The sequence below is a fragment of the Paenibacillus sp. J22FR5 genome (genome assembly GCF_059691975.1).
Genome location: NZ_JCAUAN010000008.1, coordinates 83,647 through 100,155 on the forward strand (window position 1 = coordinate 83,647; position 16,509 = coordinate 100,155).

Annotated in this window: 16 protein-coding genes; all 16 read left to right on the forward strand. The window is 43.6% G+C overall.

Annotation, left to right across the window (positions count from 1 at the left end):
- Positions 1-26 precede the first annotated feature (26 nt).
- The 16 genes from nusA to AC58P7_RS13640 all read left to right on the forward strand — a co-directional run bounded on the left by nusA (position 27) and on the right by AC58P7_RS13640 (position 16,475).
- On the forward strand, positions 27-1,124 hold the full coding sequence (gene nusA, locus AC58P7_RS13565; protein WP_497343569.1) for a transcription termination factor NusA: 1,098 nt from the start codon (positions 27-29) through the stop codon (positions 1,122-1,124).
- A 29-nt stretch (positions 1,125-1,153) separates the two neighbouring features.
- Positions 1,154-1,468: an RNase P modulator RnpM gene (rnpM, locus tag AC58P7_RS13570; RefSeq protein WP_065853834.1), complete on the forward strand. Its 315-nt coding sequence runs from the start codon at positions 1,154-1,156 to the stop codon at positions 1,466-1,468.
- Positions 1,458-1,787: a L7Ae/L30e/S12e/Gadd45 family ribosomal protein gene (locus AC58P7_RS13575; protein WP_497343571.1), complete on the forward strand. Its 330-nt coding sequence runs from the start codon at positions 1,458-1,460 to the stop codon at positions 1,785-1,787. The genes rnpM and AC58P7_RS13575 overlap by 11 nt, the downstream gene beginning before the upstream one ends.
- A complete protein-coding gene (infB, locus tag AC58P7_RS13580; protein WP_497343573.1) occupies positions 1,777-4,689 on the forward strand; it encodes a translation initiation factor IF-2 in 2,913 nt (970 codons plus the stop codon). The genes AC58P7_RS13575 and infB overlap by 11 nt, the downstream gene beginning before the upstream one ends.
- A gap of 6 nt (positions 4,690-4,695) precedes the next feature.
- Positions 4,696-5,055 (forward strand): 30S ribosome-binding factor RbfA, encoded by a 360-nt coding sequence (gene rbfA / locus AC58P7_RS13585; protein ID WP_310500281.1) that lies wholly within the window; start codon positions 4,696-4,698, stop codon positions 5,053-5,055.
- The gene (locus AC58P7_RS13590) at positions 5,052-6,053 is read left to right on the forward strand and encodes a DHH family phosphoesterase (protein ID WP_497343575.1); all 1,002 of its coding nucleotides are present in this window, start codon (positions 5,052-5,054) and stop codon (positions 6,051-6,053) included. Before rbfA ends, AC58P7_RS13590 begins: the two co-directional genes overlap by 4 nt.
- On the forward strand, positions 6,050-6,964 hold the full coding sequence (truB, locus tag AC58P7_RS13595; RefSeq protein ID WP_497343577.1) for a tRNA pseudouridine(55) synthase TruB: 915 nt from the start codon (positions 6,050-6,052) through the stop codon (positions 6,962-6,964). Before AC58P7_RS13590 ends, truB begins: the two co-directional genes overlap by 4 nt.
- A gap of 74 nt (positions 6,965-7,038) precedes the next feature.
- Positions 7,039-7,959, forward strand: a complete 921-nt coding sequence (locus tag AC58P7_RS13600) for a bifunctional riboflavin kinase/FAD synthetase (RefSeq protein WP_497343579.1) — start codon at positions 7,039-7,041, stop codon at positions 7,957-7,959.
- A gap of 154 nt (positions 7,960-8,113) precedes the next feature.
- Positions 8,114-8,383, forward strand: a complete 270-nt coding sequence (rpsO, locus tag AC58P7_RS13605) for a 30S ribosomal protein S15 (protein ID WP_028558319.1) — start codon at positions 8,114-8,116, stop codon at positions 8,381-8,383.
- Positions 8,384-8,656: 273 nt separating this feature from the next.
- Entirely contained in the window at positions 8,657-10,759 is a 2,103-nt protein-coding gene (locus AC58P7_RS13610; RefSeq protein WP_497343581.1) for a polyribonucleotide nucleotidyltransferase, read from the forward strand.
- Positions 10,760-10,972: 213 nt separating this feature from the next.
- A complete protein-coding gene (locus AC58P7_RS13615) occupies positions 10,973-11,950 on the forward strand; it encodes a polysaccharide deacetylase family protein (protein WP_497343583.1) in 978 nt (325 codons plus the stop codon).
- Between the two features lie 108 nt (positions 11,951-12,058).
- Positions 12,059-13,315: a M16 family metallopeptidase gene (locus AC58P7_RS13620; RefSeq protein WP_497343584.1), complete on the forward strand. Its 1,257-nt coding sequence runs from the start codon at positions 12,059-12,061 to the stop codon at positions 13,313-13,315.
- Positions 13,302-13,757: a dUTP diphosphatase gene (dut, locus tag AC58P7_RS13625; protein WP_497343586.1), complete on the forward strand. Its 456-nt coding sequence runs from the start codon at positions 13,302-13,304 to the stop codon at positions 13,755-13,757. Before AC58P7_RS13620 ends, dut begins: the two co-directional genes overlap by 14 nt.
- Positions 13,758-13,911: 154 nt before the next feature.
- The gene (gene dpsA / locus AC58P7_RS13630; RefSeq protein WP_497343588.1) at positions 13,912-14,811 is read left to right on the forward strand and encodes a dipicolinate synthase subunit DpsA; all 900 of its coding nucleotides are present in this window, start codon (positions 13,912-13,914) and stop codon (positions 14,809-14,811) included.
- The gene (locus AC58P7_RS13635) at positions 14,808-15,401 is read left to right on the forward strand and encodes a dipicolinate synthase subunit B (RefSeq protein ID WP_056625070.1); all 594 of its coding nucleotides are present in this window, start codon (positions 14,808-14,810) and stop codon (positions 15,399-15,401) included. The genes dpsA and AC58P7_RS13635 overlap by 4 nt, the downstream gene beginning before the upstream one ends.
- Positions 15,402-15,437: 36 nt before the next feature.
- The gene (locus AC58P7_RS13640) at positions 15,438-16,475 is read left to right on the forward strand and encodes an aspartate-semialdehyde dehydrogenase (RefSeq protein ID WP_497343590.1); all 1,038 of its coding nucleotides are present in this window, start codon (positions 15,438-15,440) and stop codon (positions 16,473-16,475) included.
- Positions 16,476-16,509 lie beyond the last annotated feature (34 nt).

The following is a 16,509-nucleotide window of genomic DNA, read 5'->3' on the forward strand; positions in this document are numbered from 1 at the left end:
TTATTGAAGGGGGGGACTCAGTTCAAATGAACACGGATTTTATTGAAGCGCTGTCGGAAATTGAACGAGAGAAGGGTATCTCCAAGGAGCTACTCATTGATGCTATTGAAGCGGCGATGATTTCAAGTTATAAACGTAATTTCAACACAGCACAGAACGTGCGTGTGGATATCAATCGACATACGGGGCTTATTAAGGTATATGCAAGGAAGACCGTTACAGAGGAAGTATTGGATCCAAGATTGGAAATTTCTGTTCATGCTTCGCGTGAAATTAATCCGAATTACCAATTGGAAGATATTGTTGAAATTGAAGTGACGCCTCGTGATTTTGGACGTATTGCAGCACAAACCGCTAAACAGGTTGTAACGCAACGAATCCGCGAAGCCGAGCGTGGCTTAATTTATAATGCTTTTATCGATAAAGAAGAAGATATTGTAACAGGTATCCTGCAGCGTCAAGATCAACGTAATATTTATGTTGATTTAGGCAAAGTAGAAGCTGTTCTTCCACTTACGGAGCTTATGCCAACGGATAAGTTCAAACAGGGAGATCGTATTAAAGCTTATATTACGAAAGTTGAGAACACGACCAAGGGGCCTCAAATCATTTTATCGAGAACACACCCAGGTTTGTTAAAGCGACTATTTGAGCTTGAAGTGCCTGAAATTTTCGATGGTGTTGTTGAGATTCGTTCAGTTGCTCGTGAAGCAGGCTTCCGTTCTAAGATCGCAGTTCATTCTCGTAACCCTGAAGTTGATCCTGTAGGTTCCTGTGTAGGTCCTAAAGGATTGCGTGTTCAAACGATTGTAACTGAGCTGCGCGGCGAGAAAATTGACATCGTTCGCTGGATGGATAGCGTGGAAGAGTACGTAGCGAATGCGCTTAGTCCTTCTAAAGTGCTTGAAGTGCAGATTCATGAAAATGAAAAAATGGCACGTGTCATAGTTCCTGATTATCAGCTTTCTCTGGCTATTGGTATTAAAGGGCAAAATGCACGATTAGCTGCCAAGCTGACAGGCTGGAAAATCGACATCAAGAGCGAAACACAAGCGGAACAAGAATATGGTAGAGTGAAAACTTACTCGGAAGAGATGCATCAGGATTCAATTAGCATCGATTAAGTTGTTGTGAGGAACAAGGGGTGATCGGAATGAAGCAGAGAAAAATCCCTCTGAGAAAATGCGTTGCCTGCCAGGAAATGATGCCGAAGAGGGACTTGATCCGCGTCGTCAAAACGCCTGAGGATGACATTCTCATTGATCTCAAGGGGAAGAAGTCTGGGCGCGGTGCCTACCTGTGCGGTAAAGTTTCTTGTTTTAAATTGGCAAAGAAAAGCAAAGCCCTGGATAGAGCTCTGAAGCATGCCGTAGGCGCAGATATTTATGACCAACTGGAACAAGATTTCATTCGTGTGGAAGATGAATTCCTTTCTTCGAAAGAGGAGGAATCGGAAGATGAATCCTAGATTTTTGTCACAATTGGGATTGGCGATGAGAGCTGGGAAACTCGTAACGGGTGACGAAGGTGTTTTCAAAGCAATTCGCGCGGGTGAGGCCAAGCTTGTTATCATGGCGGAAGACGCTTCAGCTAATACACGTAAGAAATTTCAAGATAAATGCTTATTTTATGGTGTGAAACTCATCGAAATAGGTACGAAGTATGAATTGGGCCGCAGCATTGGGAAAGAAATGCGTGTCACCATAGGTGTATTGGACGGAGGCTTCGCGCAGATGCTGCAGAAGAGTCAAGAAAATCCTGCGGAGGTGAAACATATTGACCAATAAACAAGATAATAAAGACAAGACCCGCGTGTATGAATACGCAAAACAGCTCAATATGAGCAGCAAAGAAATTATTACCATTCTCAAACGATTAAATATACCTGTTAACAACCATATGAGTGTAATGGAGAATGACGCGGTTAGCAGTGTGGAAAAGTTTTTTAGAGATATTAAAGCTAATGCGGCTGCCAAACGAGCAGCTACGGACGGAGGAAATGTGAGTTCATCTACGACGAATCAGAATCCTGCATCGCAGGCTCCAGCACAAGAGAATAAAGGTGCAGTAACACCAGCGGCTAAGCCGCCTGTTACTTCGGAACAATCAAGCAGCCAACCAACAACGGGTGCTGCGACACCAACACAGGGTCAATCTGTACAGAATACATCAAGTCGCCCGCCACAGTCACGTCCAAGTGGTCAAAGCAGCAACTACCAGGGCGGTAATCGCCCTAGCAGCCAAGGTGGACAACGTACGGGCTATCAAGGCTCCAATCCGAATGGCGGACGTCCAAGCGGTCAAGGATCCAGTCAAGGCGGACAACGTACGGGTTACCAAGGTTCCAATCCAGGTGGACAGCGTCCAGCTGGCCAAGGATCCAGCCAAGGCGGACAACGTACGGGTTACCAAGGCTCTAATCCGGGTGGACAACGTCCATCAGGTGGAAGTAGTGGTGGATACAACAGCGGGCGTCCAGCAAGCCAAGGCTACAGCCAAGGTCAAGGACAAGGTGGAGCACCGCGCACGAATAGTAATTATGCAGGTTCCCGTCCTACTCAAGGAGCAGGTGGTCCAGGAGCAGGTAGTGGTCAAAGCGCGAACAGCGGACGTCCTCAATCCAGTCCGAACCGTAGTACTGGCCCTAATCGTCAGTCTAAGCCATTTGAGAACCGCAACAACAACCAAAGCGGAAGACCGGTTGTTCAAGAAGCTAAACCGCAATTCCATGTCGGCGCAACAGCAGCTGAGTTGGATGATGCAGCAGCAAAAGCTGGTATCATCACAACAAAGAAATCCAAACCAACACCAAAACGTTTTGATGATAACAGATCCGGTGGTAATCGTGGTCCTGGTGGCAACAACAGAGGCAACCAACGCGGAAACAACAGAGGTCGTTACCAACAAGATATGGTTAAGAAAGAAAAAGTGGATAACACACCTAAGAAGATCATTGTTCGTGGCAATATGACCGTTGGTGAAACAGCGAAATTGCTTCACAAAGATGCTTCTGAAGTTATTAAGAAGCTTTTGTTCCTTGGGACAATGGCGACGATCAACCAAGAGCTAGATTTGGAAACCATTCAATTGATTGCGACTGAATTTGGCGTTGAAGTTGAAATTAAGATTAAGGTTGAAGAAGATAACTTCGAAACATTCGAAGAAATCGATGACGAGGCTGATTTGCTTGAGCGTCCACCTGTTGTTACCATCATGGGTCACGTCGATCATGGTAAAACAACTTTGCTTGATGCCATTCGTAAAACGAGTGTAACAGAAGGCGAAGCAGGCGGAATCACCCAACATATTGGTGCTTATCAAGTCGAAGTTAACCATAAGAAAATTACCTTCTTGGATACACCAGGTCACGAAGCGTTTACAACCATGCGTGCCCGCGGTGCTCAAGTTACGGATATTACGATTATCGTTGTTGCGGCAGATGACGGTGTTATGCCACAAACCGTAGAAGCGATTAGTCATGCTAAAGCGGCTGGCGTACCGATCATTGTAGCGGTAAACAAGATTGATAAAGAAGGCGCTAATCCAGATCAAATCAAACAAGCTCTTACGGCTTATGAGTTGGTTCCGGAAGAGTGGGGCGGCGATACGATTTTCTGCGAAATTTCCGCAAAACAACGTATTGGTCTCGAGAACCTGCTTGAAATGATCTTGCTTGTAGCAGAAGTACAAGAGTACAAAGCAAACCCTAACAAGCGTGCTAGAGCGACTGTCATTGAAGCTGAATTGGATAAAGGAAGAGGCCCAGTAGCGAGAATCCTTATCCAACATGGTACTTTGAAAGTAGGAGATAGCTTTGTTGCCGGTGTATGTTTCGGTCGTGTTCGTGCGATCGTCAATGACAAAGGTAAACGATTGAAAGAAGCGGGTCCTTCAACGCCAGTTGAGATCACGGGTCTGACAGAAGTTCCGCAAGCAGGGGATCCGTTCTTGGCTTATGAAGATGAGCGTAAAGCGAGAGACATTGCTGACCGTCGTGCGATTGCACTTCGTCAATCCGAGATGACAGCTAATTCCCGCGTTACACTGGAAGATCTCTTTAAGCATATTAAAGATGGTGAAGTGAAGGATCTGAATGTCATTATCAAAGGTGACGTTCAAGGCTCAGTTGAAGCACTGAAATCCTCTCTTGAGAAGATTGAAGTTGAGGGTGTTCGCGTTAAAATTCTTCATAATGGCGTTGGGGCAGTAACAGAATCGGATATTATTCTGGCTTCTGCATCAAATGCAATTATTATTGGATTTAACGTTCGTCCTGAACCTGCTGCGAAAGCAACAGCAGATCAAGAGAAAGTTGATATCCGTCTGCATAACATCATTTACAATGTCATTGAAGAAATCGAGCAAGCCATGAAAGGCATGTTGGATCCGATCTTCAAAGAAGTTGTTCTTGGTCAAGCAGAGGTTCGTAATGTATTCAAAATTACGGGCTCAGGGACAATTGCTGGTTGTTATGTAACTTCAGGTAAAATTGCCCGTAATGCACAAACTCGCTTAGTTCGTAGCGGTATTGTAGTCCACGAAGGCAAAATTGATTCCTTGAAACGATTTAAGGATGATCAAAAAGAAGTTGCACAAGGCTACGAATGTGGTATATCTCTTGAGCGTTATCATGATATTAAAGAGGGCGACATCATCGAAGCCTTTATCATGGAGTCCGTTGAGAGGTGATTATAAATGGCTAGAGTTCGTGTAGGTCGAGTTGGCGAACAGATTAAGAAAGAGTTAAGTCAAATCATACAAGCGGAGCTTAAAGATCCTCGTATCGGTTTCATGACCGTTACAGGTGTTGAAGTGACGAATGATTTATCCCTGGCTCGTGTATATCTAAGCGTAATGGGTACTGAAGAAGAGAAGGCGGCCACACTTAAGGCGCTTTCTGTTGCTTCGGGATACATTCGCTCTGAGTTAGGCAAACGAATTCGTTTGCGCAAGGTTCCAGAGCTGCAGTTTAAATTTGATGCTTCTATTGACTATGGTAGTCACATCGACCAATTGTTATATAAGCTCAATCAGGAAGGAAATACAAACGTATGAATAGCGGAATGATCCATGCCACCGAATACTGTCAGCAGCTGGCAGCAGCAGCTGCATTTATCGAGCAGCATGATGATTTCCTGGTCGTCTCTCACATCCAACCAGATGGAGATGCTGCCAGTTCAACGTATGCAACGGGTTGGATTCTAAGTCAACTTGGGAAGTCATTTACAATGATCAATGAGGGCGCCATGCCCTCTAAATTTTCCTATTTAGAAGGAAGTAAACAGACAATTGATTATAGTGAACAGGCGCCAAGTCGGCTTTACCAAACCATCATAAGTGTAGATTGTGCTGATTTCTCCAGAATGGGTAGGATCAGCACTCTTTTTGATGAGCAGCCCCAGTTACTCAATATTGACCATCATCCAACGAATGATCGTTTCGGTTCATGTCATTTAATCAAGCATGACGCGGCGGCAACCGTTCAAATCCTATTTGATTTGGCAATCCATATGAAGCTGCAGCCCGATGTTACGTTCGGTGAATGCATTTATACAGGCTTGCTGACAGATACAGGCGGCTTCCGATATTCCAATACCACATCTGAGGTTATGAGAATCGGAGCGTCGATGTTGGAGTTAGGTGTCAAGGGAGCAGAAATCGCGGAGCTTGTACTTGAACGAATGACTTACGCTCAAATTGTACTTCTCCAAAAAGCGCTATCAACACTTTCCTTTGCTTATGATCGTAAGCTAGCTTGGCTTGCAGTCTCGCTTACTGACTTAGAGTTAACGGGTGCGTCGAGTGATGATTTAGATGGATTGGTCAATTATCCGCGTAATGTTGAGGGCGTTGAAGTGGGTATGCTGATTAAAGAGAAGGCAGCTGGTGTTATTAAAGTAAGTCTTCGTTCCTCAGGACTTGTCGATGTTGCTGCTATCGCTCAATCACTTGGCGGTGGTGGGCATGTACGAGCATCAGGCTGTACAATCTATGGGACGCTAAACGAAGCTATAGCTAGAATGGTTCAGGAAGTAGGGGACAAGCTGAAATGACGCTAGAAGGCATTCTGCCTGTTTGGAAACCAGCGGGCTTTACATCACATGATGTTGTCGCCAAGGTTAGAAGGATTTTGAGTATTAAAAGAATTGGTCATACGGGAACGCTAGATCCGCAAGTGACAGGGGTTCTGCCACTTTGCATTGGTCGGGCGACACGAATGGTTGAATATATTCAAGAACTGCCCAAGGAATATGAGGCTGTATTACGGATTGGGTTATCGACAGATACGGAAGATATGACTGGAACCGTTCTTGAAGAAGTGTCAGCTGTTTCACTTAAGGAAGGTCAAGTACAAGAAGTACTTGGATCCTTTATCGGTGATATTGAGCAGATTCCACCCATGTTCTCTGCTGTCAAAATAGATGGTAAACGTCTTTATGAATTGGCGAGAGAAGGTAAGGAAGTAGAGCGAAAAGCAAGAACTGCAACGATCTATGAGCTAGAAATCCTCGAACTCAACCTGGATCAGAAGCATCCTGAAATTCGTTTCCGCGCCGTGTGCTCCAAAGGTACCTACATAAGAACGTTGTGTGTGGATATTGGTAAAGCACTTGGCTATCCTGCCGTCATGGTTAGTTTGATACGAACTTCGACGGGAAATATTCGCCAAGAACAATGTGTAACGTTTGAGCAAATTGTTCAAATGAAAGAAGATGGGTCCTTGCAAGAGCATATGATTCCAATGGACATAGCCATCTCGCATATTCCTTCAATTTCCCTTACTGAACAAGAAGCTGTTCATTCATTACAAGGTAAGAAAATACCTCTAGCTGCGAATCGGGTGGCTCATGCAGATGCTTCGCAAACCATATTTCGGGCCTATTCACCTGATGAACGATTTCTTGGTCTGTTCGAATGGAAAAGCACTAGCCACGTCTTGGTCCCGGCCAAAGTTTTCCTTTAATCATAACGTCGCGGGACGGGTTGAAATGGGTAGGTGAACGAACTTATATGCAAATAATACCAATATCATATCCGATGGATCTGGATCAACTTGCTCAGTTTGTAGGGAAACAAGTAGTAGCCATTGGTGACTTTGATGGTGTACATTTAGGTCATCAAGAGGTTATAGGACGAGCTTTACTGACAGCCAAGACACTTGGGCTTAAGTCGGCCATTATGACCTTTAATCCGCATCCTAGAGCTGTAATGGGTCAAGATAAATATATGGATCTATTGACTCCTATGAAGAAAAAGATGGAGATTTTTGAAAGCATGGGTGTAAATCATACGTACATTGTCACATTTGATGCCTCCCTGATGCGATTGTCTCCTGAGCAATTCGTCGATGAAGTCTTAGACAGACTTGGCGTTGACAGTGTCATTTGTGGTTTTGATTTTACCTTTGGATTCCAAGGTAAAGGTACTCCGGATTCACTCTGTGAGTTGAGTCACGGGAAATTCTCTGTTGAAGTGGTGAGACCTTTTCATATGAATGGTGAAAAAGTAAGCAGTACACGTATTCGTGAAGCATTGCAGCTGGGAGATTTGGAAACAGTAACAAGACTACTAGGACGTCCATACAGTGTAAGCGGCGTCGTCGTTGACGGTGCGAAAAGAGGAAGAACGCTTGGTTTTCCTACTGCTAATCTTCAATTGGACGAACCTTATGTTAGCCCTACCAATGGTGTTTATGCCATTAAGGCAACTGTTCGTGGGGAAGCATATCAAGGGGTTATGAATATTGGCGTGAAACCAACTTTTGAGACAGGTGAATTAAAACCATCGTTTGAAGCACATTTATTTGAATTTTCCGAGCAAATATATGGGGAGACCGTTAAGGTTGAGTTAATTTCTTTCCTTCGACCAGAACGTAAATTCTCCTCGTTAGACGATTTAGTTGCTCAAATTAAACGTGATGCAGACGAAGCTAAGCATAAATTGACAATAGAATCGTAATCATACATTTACTTCTACTAGTCAATTGTGATATACTGAGTAACGTTGTCAAATGGACGTGTTCGTTTGGCATGAACCTTAGCTTGGATCGACGTTTTCATCGGCGCTTTCTAGGCTAGCGGGGATACTAATAGAATTTAGGAGATGAATGATTATGGCAATTACGCAAGAGCGCAAAACACAACTGATTCAAACACACAAAGTACACGATACCGACACAGGTTCACCTGAGGTACAAGTAGCAATCCTTACAGAAAACATTGTTAACCTTACAGACCACCTACGTACACACAAGAAAGATCACCATTCCCGTCGTGGTTTGCTTAAAATGGTTGGACAACGTCGTAAGTTGCTAGCATATGTTAAAAACAAAGATGTAAGCCGCTACAGTGCTTTGATTGCAAAGCTTGGTTTGCGTCGTTAAAATCCGACAATGAGAAGCAACCTGTTGCTCCTTTGCTAGGCTTGATAAAGCTCTGGCAGAGAGCAGCAAAAGGTTGCTTTTTCTTGTATTTTTAAAACGGGAAAAGAAGGAAATACTAGTCATAACGCAGAAATAGAGGATAACTCCAAAGATAACCTTTTGTATACATACGGAGTAGATTCGGAATGGTCTCTGGATCTTATGATTTCTGGTTCTGTACATGTTAATCAAACACATATGAATTGAAATTCAACAATTCCTTAGGAGGATATTATGGAGACAAGGGTACAAATGGAACTTGGCGGTAAGCCGTTTATTCTTGAAACAGGCCGACTAGCCAAACAAGCCAATGCAGCAGTAACTGTTCGCTACGGCGACACGGTTGTGCTTAGCACAGTAACGGCTTCCAGCGGACCGAAAGATTTAGATTTCTTTCCGTTAACAGTGAATTACGAAGAAAGATTGTACGCGGTTGGTAAGATCCCAGGTGGGTTTATCAAGCGTGAAGGACGTCCAAGTGAGAAAGCGATTCTTGCGAGCCGTTTAACGGATCGTCCGATTCGTCCTCTTTTCCCAGAAGGCTTCCGTAATGATGTTCAAATTGTGTCTATCGTCATGAGCGTAGACCAGGAATGCCCGCCAGAAATGGCAGCCATGATCGGTACTTCCGCGGCACTTGCGATCTCTGATGTTCCTTTTAACGGGCCTGTCGGTGGCGTGATTGTTGGGCGCGTAGATGGACAATTCGTTATCAACCCAACGGGCGAAGTGGCAGAGAAAAGTGATCTTCACCTTACAGTTGCAGGAACTAAAGATGCGATTATGATGGTTGAAGCGGGTGCGAAAGAAGTTTCAGAGGAAGTTGTCCTTGAAGCAATCATGTTTGGACATGATGAAATTCGCAAAATCGTCGCAACCATTGAAGAATTGGTTGAGCAAGTCGGCAAGCCGAAAATGGAAGTTAAACTTCATACGGTCGATGCTGAAGTGAATAGCGCTGTGCGTGAATTTGCCCAAGCTAGACTAGTTGATGCCATTAAAATTCCTGAGAAACATGCAAGACAAGAAGCCATTGACCTTGTGAATGCAGATGCTGTTGGTCATTTCACTGCCTTGTATGTAGAAACACCAGGTCTTCTAGCTGATGTGAAAGAAACACTTTATGATATCGTGAAAGAAGAAGTACGTCGTTTGATCACGCATGATAAAGTAAGACCAGATGGACGTAAACCGGAAGAAATTCGCCCGATTGATTGCGATATCAACTTGTTGCCGCGCACACACGGTTCTGGCTTGTTTACACGTGGACAAACTCAAGCACTTAGTATTTGTACATTAGGCGCTTTAGGCGATGTTCAAATCTTGGATGGTTTAGATCTTACGGAAACAAAACGTTTTATGCATCACTACAATTTCCCGCCATTCAGTGTTGGGGAAGCAAGACCTTTACGTCCGCCAGGGCGTCGTGAGATTGGACATGGTGCGTTAGGTGAGAGAGCCCTAGAGCCGATCATCCCTAACGAAGTTGAGTTCCCATATACTATTCGCCTTGTTTCTGAAGTTTTGGAATCAAACGGTTCAACTTCTCAAGCAAGTATTTGTGCAAGTACGCTTGCCCTTATGGATGCAGGTGTTCCAATCAAAGCACCAGTTGCAGGTATTGCAATGGGGCTTATCAAAGACGGCGACCACTTCTCCATTCTGTCCGATATTCAAGGGATGGAAGATCACCTTGGTGATATGGATTTCAAAGTTGCCGGTACATCTGAAGGTATCACAGCTTTGCAAATGGATATCAAAATTGATGGCATCGACCGCAGCATTTTGCAAGAATCGTTGCAACAAGCCAAAGAAGGCCGATTGCACATTTTGGGCAAAATGGTATCACGTATTTCCGAGCCTAACAAAGCACTTTCTCAATATGCGCCTAAGATTCTGACAATGAACATCAATCCGGACAAAATCCGTGATGTTATTGGAGCAGGCGGTAAAATCATCAACAAAATTATTGAGGAAACAGGCGTGAAGATCGACATTGAGCAAGACGGCCGCGTATTCATTGCATCATCGAATCAAGAAATGAACGAGAAAGCTCGTTCCATTATTGAAGGTATTGTGCGTGAAGTTATTGTTGGAGAAACTTACCTAGGTACAGTGAAACGCGTTGAGAAGTTTGGCGCATTTGTTGAGATTTTACCTGGAAAAGAAGGTCTCGTTCATATTTCACAAATTTCTACAGAGCGCGTAGCGAAAGTAGAAGATGTAGTGAACGTTGGCGATCAAATTACAGTCAAAGTTACGGAAATCGATCAACAAGGAAGAGTTAATCTTTCACGCAAAGCAACGTTAACTTCACAAGTCTCTGCCCAAAGCTAGAGATTCCCAATTGAAATCTAATTCGTGAAGTCGTTTCATTCATAGTTTTAAGGATAAAGAGTCAGATCTATCTGTCTCTTTTTTGCTTTTTACTGCATGGTAGGACATGCACAGGTTCTACTCTTGTCCCAATCCTCATACAATCAGGAGACGAAGAAAGGGGACCTGTGTATGCTCCACAAAAAATGGATTCTGCTTGGGAGTTTTTTTGCTATGGTTCTAATTAGTGTCAATTCAATTCCAAGTGTAGGAACCTATATAGATAGTGTGAAAAATATCCAACCTCTCCTTGTGGGTGAGAAAGATTGGACTAAGGAAGAAGCACGTCCTGTTTCAGCTTCTGCCACACAGTCAACATTACTTGAAACGATCACGCAAGAAGCACAGAAACGTAGAGTCCCCCCCATTAATGCCAAAGTGGATTCAGTTTGGAAAGCTATCCCTGGTTACAATGGATTAGAAGTGGACATTGAGGAAACGCTGAAGTTAGCTGAGCACCACTTAACGCCAAATAATATTAATTATGTGATGAAGGAAGTAGAACCAACTATTCAATTGGAGGATTTGGGCCCCAATCCTGTATATAAAGGCAATCCGAAGAAGCCGATGGTAGCTTTTATGATTAATGTGGCTTGGGGTAATGAGTTTTTGCCAAGTATGTTAGAAACGTTACACAAAGAAAACGTCCACGCAACCTTCTTCTTCGATGGTTCTTGGTTAAAGAAAAATACAGAGATGGCCAAACGAATTCAAAGTGAAGGGCACGAAATCTCGAACCATGCATATTCACATAAAGACATGAGAAACATATCGCGCAGCAAAGCAGTAGAGGAAATTTCCAAAACGGAAGATTTACTTAAGCAGCTTGGTGTTAAGAATACATTGTTCGCGCCACCTTCCGGTTATTTTAATCAAGAGACCATTCAGGTCGCCTCTGAATTTAAGCTGCAAACGGTTCTGTGGACATTTGACACCATTGATTGGAGAAATCCTGGTGCAAGCCGTATTATAGAACGCTTATCTACCAATGTAGAGCCAGGTACTCTCATTCTGATGCATCCAACGATTTCATCTCGTGATGCACTGCCTGGTATGATCTCTCTGATTAAGAAAAAAGGGTTTGTACTTGGCACAGTTTCTGACATGCTTTCTTCGAAACGTATCGCAGGACAAGGTCAAATCACGAATTAGTAAGGAAATCCTATTGCTAATTTGAGTCCTAGGCACATTTTTGTTAGACTGAGGAAGTATAATGGGAGAATAGGACTTTTAAGTGTTACATTTCGAGGAGGAACCTTGGTGATCAAATATCGCTTACATAATGGCTTAAGAGTCGTCATGGAACAAATCCCTACATTTCGATCGGTCACATTCGGGATTTGGGTGAAAACAGGCTCGCGCAACGAGTCACAGACGAATAATGGTATTTCACATTTCATTGAGCATATGTTGTTCAAAGGAACGGAACGTCATTCGGCGAAAGATATCGCTGAGATTTTTGATGGCATCGGTGGAAATGTGAATGCATTCACGTCCAAAGAATATACGTGCTATTATGCTAAAGTGCTGGATGAGCATCTGCCTTTAGCGATGGATGTACTTTCGGATATGTTCTTCAATTCGAACTTTGATGAAGGTGAGCTAGAGAAAGAGAAGAACGTAATTTACGAAGAAATTTCTATGTATGAAGATACGCCGGATGATCTTGTTCATGACTTGTTAGCGAAAGCTTCTTACGGCTCACATGCTTTGGGTTATACGATTCTAGGAACGCAGGACAATTTGTCCAAAATGAAATCCGATGATCTGCGTTCATACTTAAAGCAAAATTATAATACAGAGAACACTGTGCTTAGTATTGCAGGTAATATTGATGATAGTGTAAAAGAACTAATTGAGAAGCATTTCGGTGATTTTTCTCAATCCGGTGTTGAAACAAGCTATGATGCGCCAGATTTCCTAAGCGAGCTGATTTTCCATGCCAAGAAAACAGAACAAAATCATATTTGTTTGTCGTTACCAGGCTTGTCCCTTCAGGAGGGAAATCTGTATCCGATGGTCTTGCTTAACAATGCGATTGGCGGCGGTATGAGCTCAAGACTGTTCCAAGAGATTCGCGAGAAGCGAGGATTAGCCTATTCGGTTTATTCCTATCATTCCTCTCATATTGATAGCGGGATGTTTACGATCTATACCGGAACAGCACCTAAACAAACAGAAGAAGTGCTGAAAGTAACGATGGAGCTGCTGCATGACATAGCTGTAAATGGGATGACAGATTCTGAGCTTAAGAAGGGGAAAGAGCAATTGAAAGGCAGCCTTATTCTTAGTTTAGAAAGCACGAGCAGCCGCATGAACCGTTTTGGGAAAAATGAATTGATGACAGGCAAGCATTATAGTTTGGACGAAATGATTGAACGCATTGAAAGTGTGAACATGGAGCATATTCGTCAGTTGACGAAATCGCTTTTCTCTACACCTTTTGCCTTATCTATGGTCGGGAATTCGGATGATGTGATAAAGGGCTTCAGGAGGGATCAGCTTGTCTCACTTTGATTTTGAAGTCCAAATTAAACGGATCGAAGGTCAAGAGGATGTTCTTCTGCCGCAGAAAATGTCCGACGCAGCAAGCGGCTATGATTTGCATGCTGCTGTTCGTGAACCCGTTGTGCTTGCTCCTGGTGAGCGTCAATTGATTCCAACTGGCATCGCACTAAGCATGCCATCTGAGCTTGAAGCGCAGATTCGCCCGAGAAGCGGGCTTGCTTATAAACATGGCATTACAACGCTCAATTCACCGGGGACGATCGATGCCGATTACCGCGGTGAAGTTAAAGTACTGCTTATCAATCATGGTCAGGAGCCATTTGTAATTAAACGAAATGAGCGTATCGCCCAGATGGTATTCCAACGTGTTCCGCAAATTCAATTGAATGTAGTTAGCGAGCTTACAGAAACTGTGCGTGGCGCTGGTGGTTTCGGTCATACAGGGCGTTAAGACTGCCTCTTACATAGCAATGAACAAGAAAGAACCTCTTCTTAGGAAGGGGTTCTTTCTTGTTTTGGAAGAAACAAAGTCGCAAGTCACCCATCCTTAGGCGAACGCATACTATAACGTATCGAAACGGACCGAGGAAGGGGTGTAAGCAAGAATGCTTACTGGGATTTCGGTTGCTATTATGGGGGGAGACGCCCGGCAACTTGAAGTAATTCAGAAATTTACTGAGCTAGACGCTACCGTTATATTACTCGGATTTGACAATCTCGGGAGGCAATTTCACGGTGGTACGAATGTGAAGTTAGATCCAGAATTGTTTCAACATGTGGATGCTCTTATTTTGCCAGTTGTAGGTACGGATGAGACAGGACAAGTGGAATCCATTTTCTCAAGTGAAGAAATGGTATTGACGGATGCGCATATTTCTGCGCTGCCAAAGCATGCCAAGGTGTATACCGGTATGGCTAAGAGCTATTTGAAAAAACTTGTGCTGGCACATAGCATTGAGCTTGTAGAACTTTTGGATCGAGATGATATCGCTATTTATAATTCCATTCCAACTGCAGAGGGTGCGCTGATGATGGCCATCCAGAACACCGATATTACGATTCATGGATCCGTTTGTATGGTTTTGGGATTTGGTCGAACAGGTTTTACCATGGCTAAAACTTTGCAAGGATTAGGGGCAACCGTCAAGGTTGGCGTCAGGAAGCCGGAGCATTTTGCAAGGGCGTGGGAGATGGGTTTTCAGCCTTTTTATACGAAGGATCTGTACCCGGAAGTGGGGAATATTGACTTGCTTTTTAACACAATTCCGACTATGATAGTCACAGCGCAAGTTATAACCAATATCCCACATCGCGCGCTAATTATCGATTTAGCGTCTAAACCCGGCGGAACGGACTTCCGATTTGCCGAGAAGAGAGGCATTAAAGCGATGCTAGCGCCCGGTTTACCTGGAATCGTCGCCCCCAAAACAGCTGGCCGAATCATGGCAAACACGTTAAGTCAGCTGATCGAGGAAGACTTCAAAGACAGGAGCGATGTGGAATGAATTGGCAAGGGAAAACAGTCGGTTATGCTTTAACCGGTTCTCACTGTACACTTGAAGAGGTCATGCCTCAAATTAAGAGATTTGTAGATGCAGGTGCTCGCGTTATACCGATAGTTTCAAATACGATTATGACGACCGACACACGTTTTGGTAAGTCTGCCGATTGGCAGCAGATGTTGAAGGATATTACGGGAAATGAGATTATCTCAACCATTGTCGATGCGGAGCCGCTAGGTCCATCCAAGCTATTGGATGTGATGGTTATTGCTCCTTGTACAGGGAATACGACTAGTAAACTAGCAAATGCAATGACAGAAAGTCCAGTTCTTATGGCAGCTAAAGCACAAATGAGAAACTTGAGACCGCTCGTTTTGGCGATTTCAACGAATGATGGTTTGGGTTTAAATGCAATGAATATTGCGAAGCTGTTGATTACCAAAAATATTTATTTCGTCCCCTATGGTCAAGATGCGCCAGGTGCCAAACCAAATTCGTTGGTGGCTCGAATGGACTTGATTATGGAAGCCTGTGAAGCTGCGCTTGAAGGTAAACAATTGCAACCGATGATTATTGAGAGATTTCAATACTAAATCATAGATACATTCTTGAAGGGGAGAGACCAGCTTATGTCGAACCAGAAGCTTTTTAACGTTGCAGTCGTCGGCGCTACAGGCGCAGTAGGAGAACAAATCATCCGTCTACTAGAAGAACGGAATTTCCCCATCAAGGAATTGAAGTTGCTTTCTTCCGCTCGTTCTGCGGGCGTTAAACTTTCTTTTAAAGGTCAAGATGTGGTTGTTCAAGAAGCAACACCTGAAAGCTTTCATGGTGTAGATATTGCTTTATTTAGTGCGGGTGGCGATGTTACCAAAGCACTAGCTCCACATGCAATAGAAGCAGGAACGATTTGTATCGATAATACAAGTGCCTATCGTATGGATCCAGAAACACCACTTGTTGTACCTGAAGTGAATGTTGAGAAAATCAATGAACATAAGGGCATTATCGCTAACCCGAACTGTTCTACGATCCAAATGGTTGCAGCATTAAAGCCACTTTATGACCGTTACGGGATTTCCCGTATTATCGTCTCGACGTACCAAGCAGTTTCTGGTGCTGGAGCTAAAGCGATCAATGAAATGCTAAGACAGTCCAAAGAAGTACTCGCAGGTAATGAGGCAAATCCGGATATATTACCAGTCGGTTCTTTACCCGTTAAGCATCAAATCGCTTTCAATGCGATTCCCCAAATCGATAAATTCCTCGATAACGGGTTTACCAATGAAGAAATGAAAATGATACTTGAAACGAAAAAAATCATGGGCGATGAGTCCATTGAAGTTACTGCGACATGTGTACGTATTCCTGTTGTTTATGGACACTCAGAATCCGTGTATGTAGAATTGAAAGAAGATTTTGATGTTGAAGAAGTGAAAAAGCTGCTTGCTAATGCGCCTGGTATTGTCCTTGTTGATAATCCGGCTGAACAACAGTACCCGCTTGCTACAGATGCTGCAGGAAAGCTCGAGACTTTCGTAGGACGTGTACGTCGCGATTTGAGCAACCCTAAAGCTCTTAATATGTGGATTGTTTCTGATAATTTGTTAAAAGGTGCTGCTTGGAATGCGGTACAAATTGCTGAATATATTGCTATAGAGCAATAGCCAGCATACTGCTTACTTGTAGCAGTGAAAATGG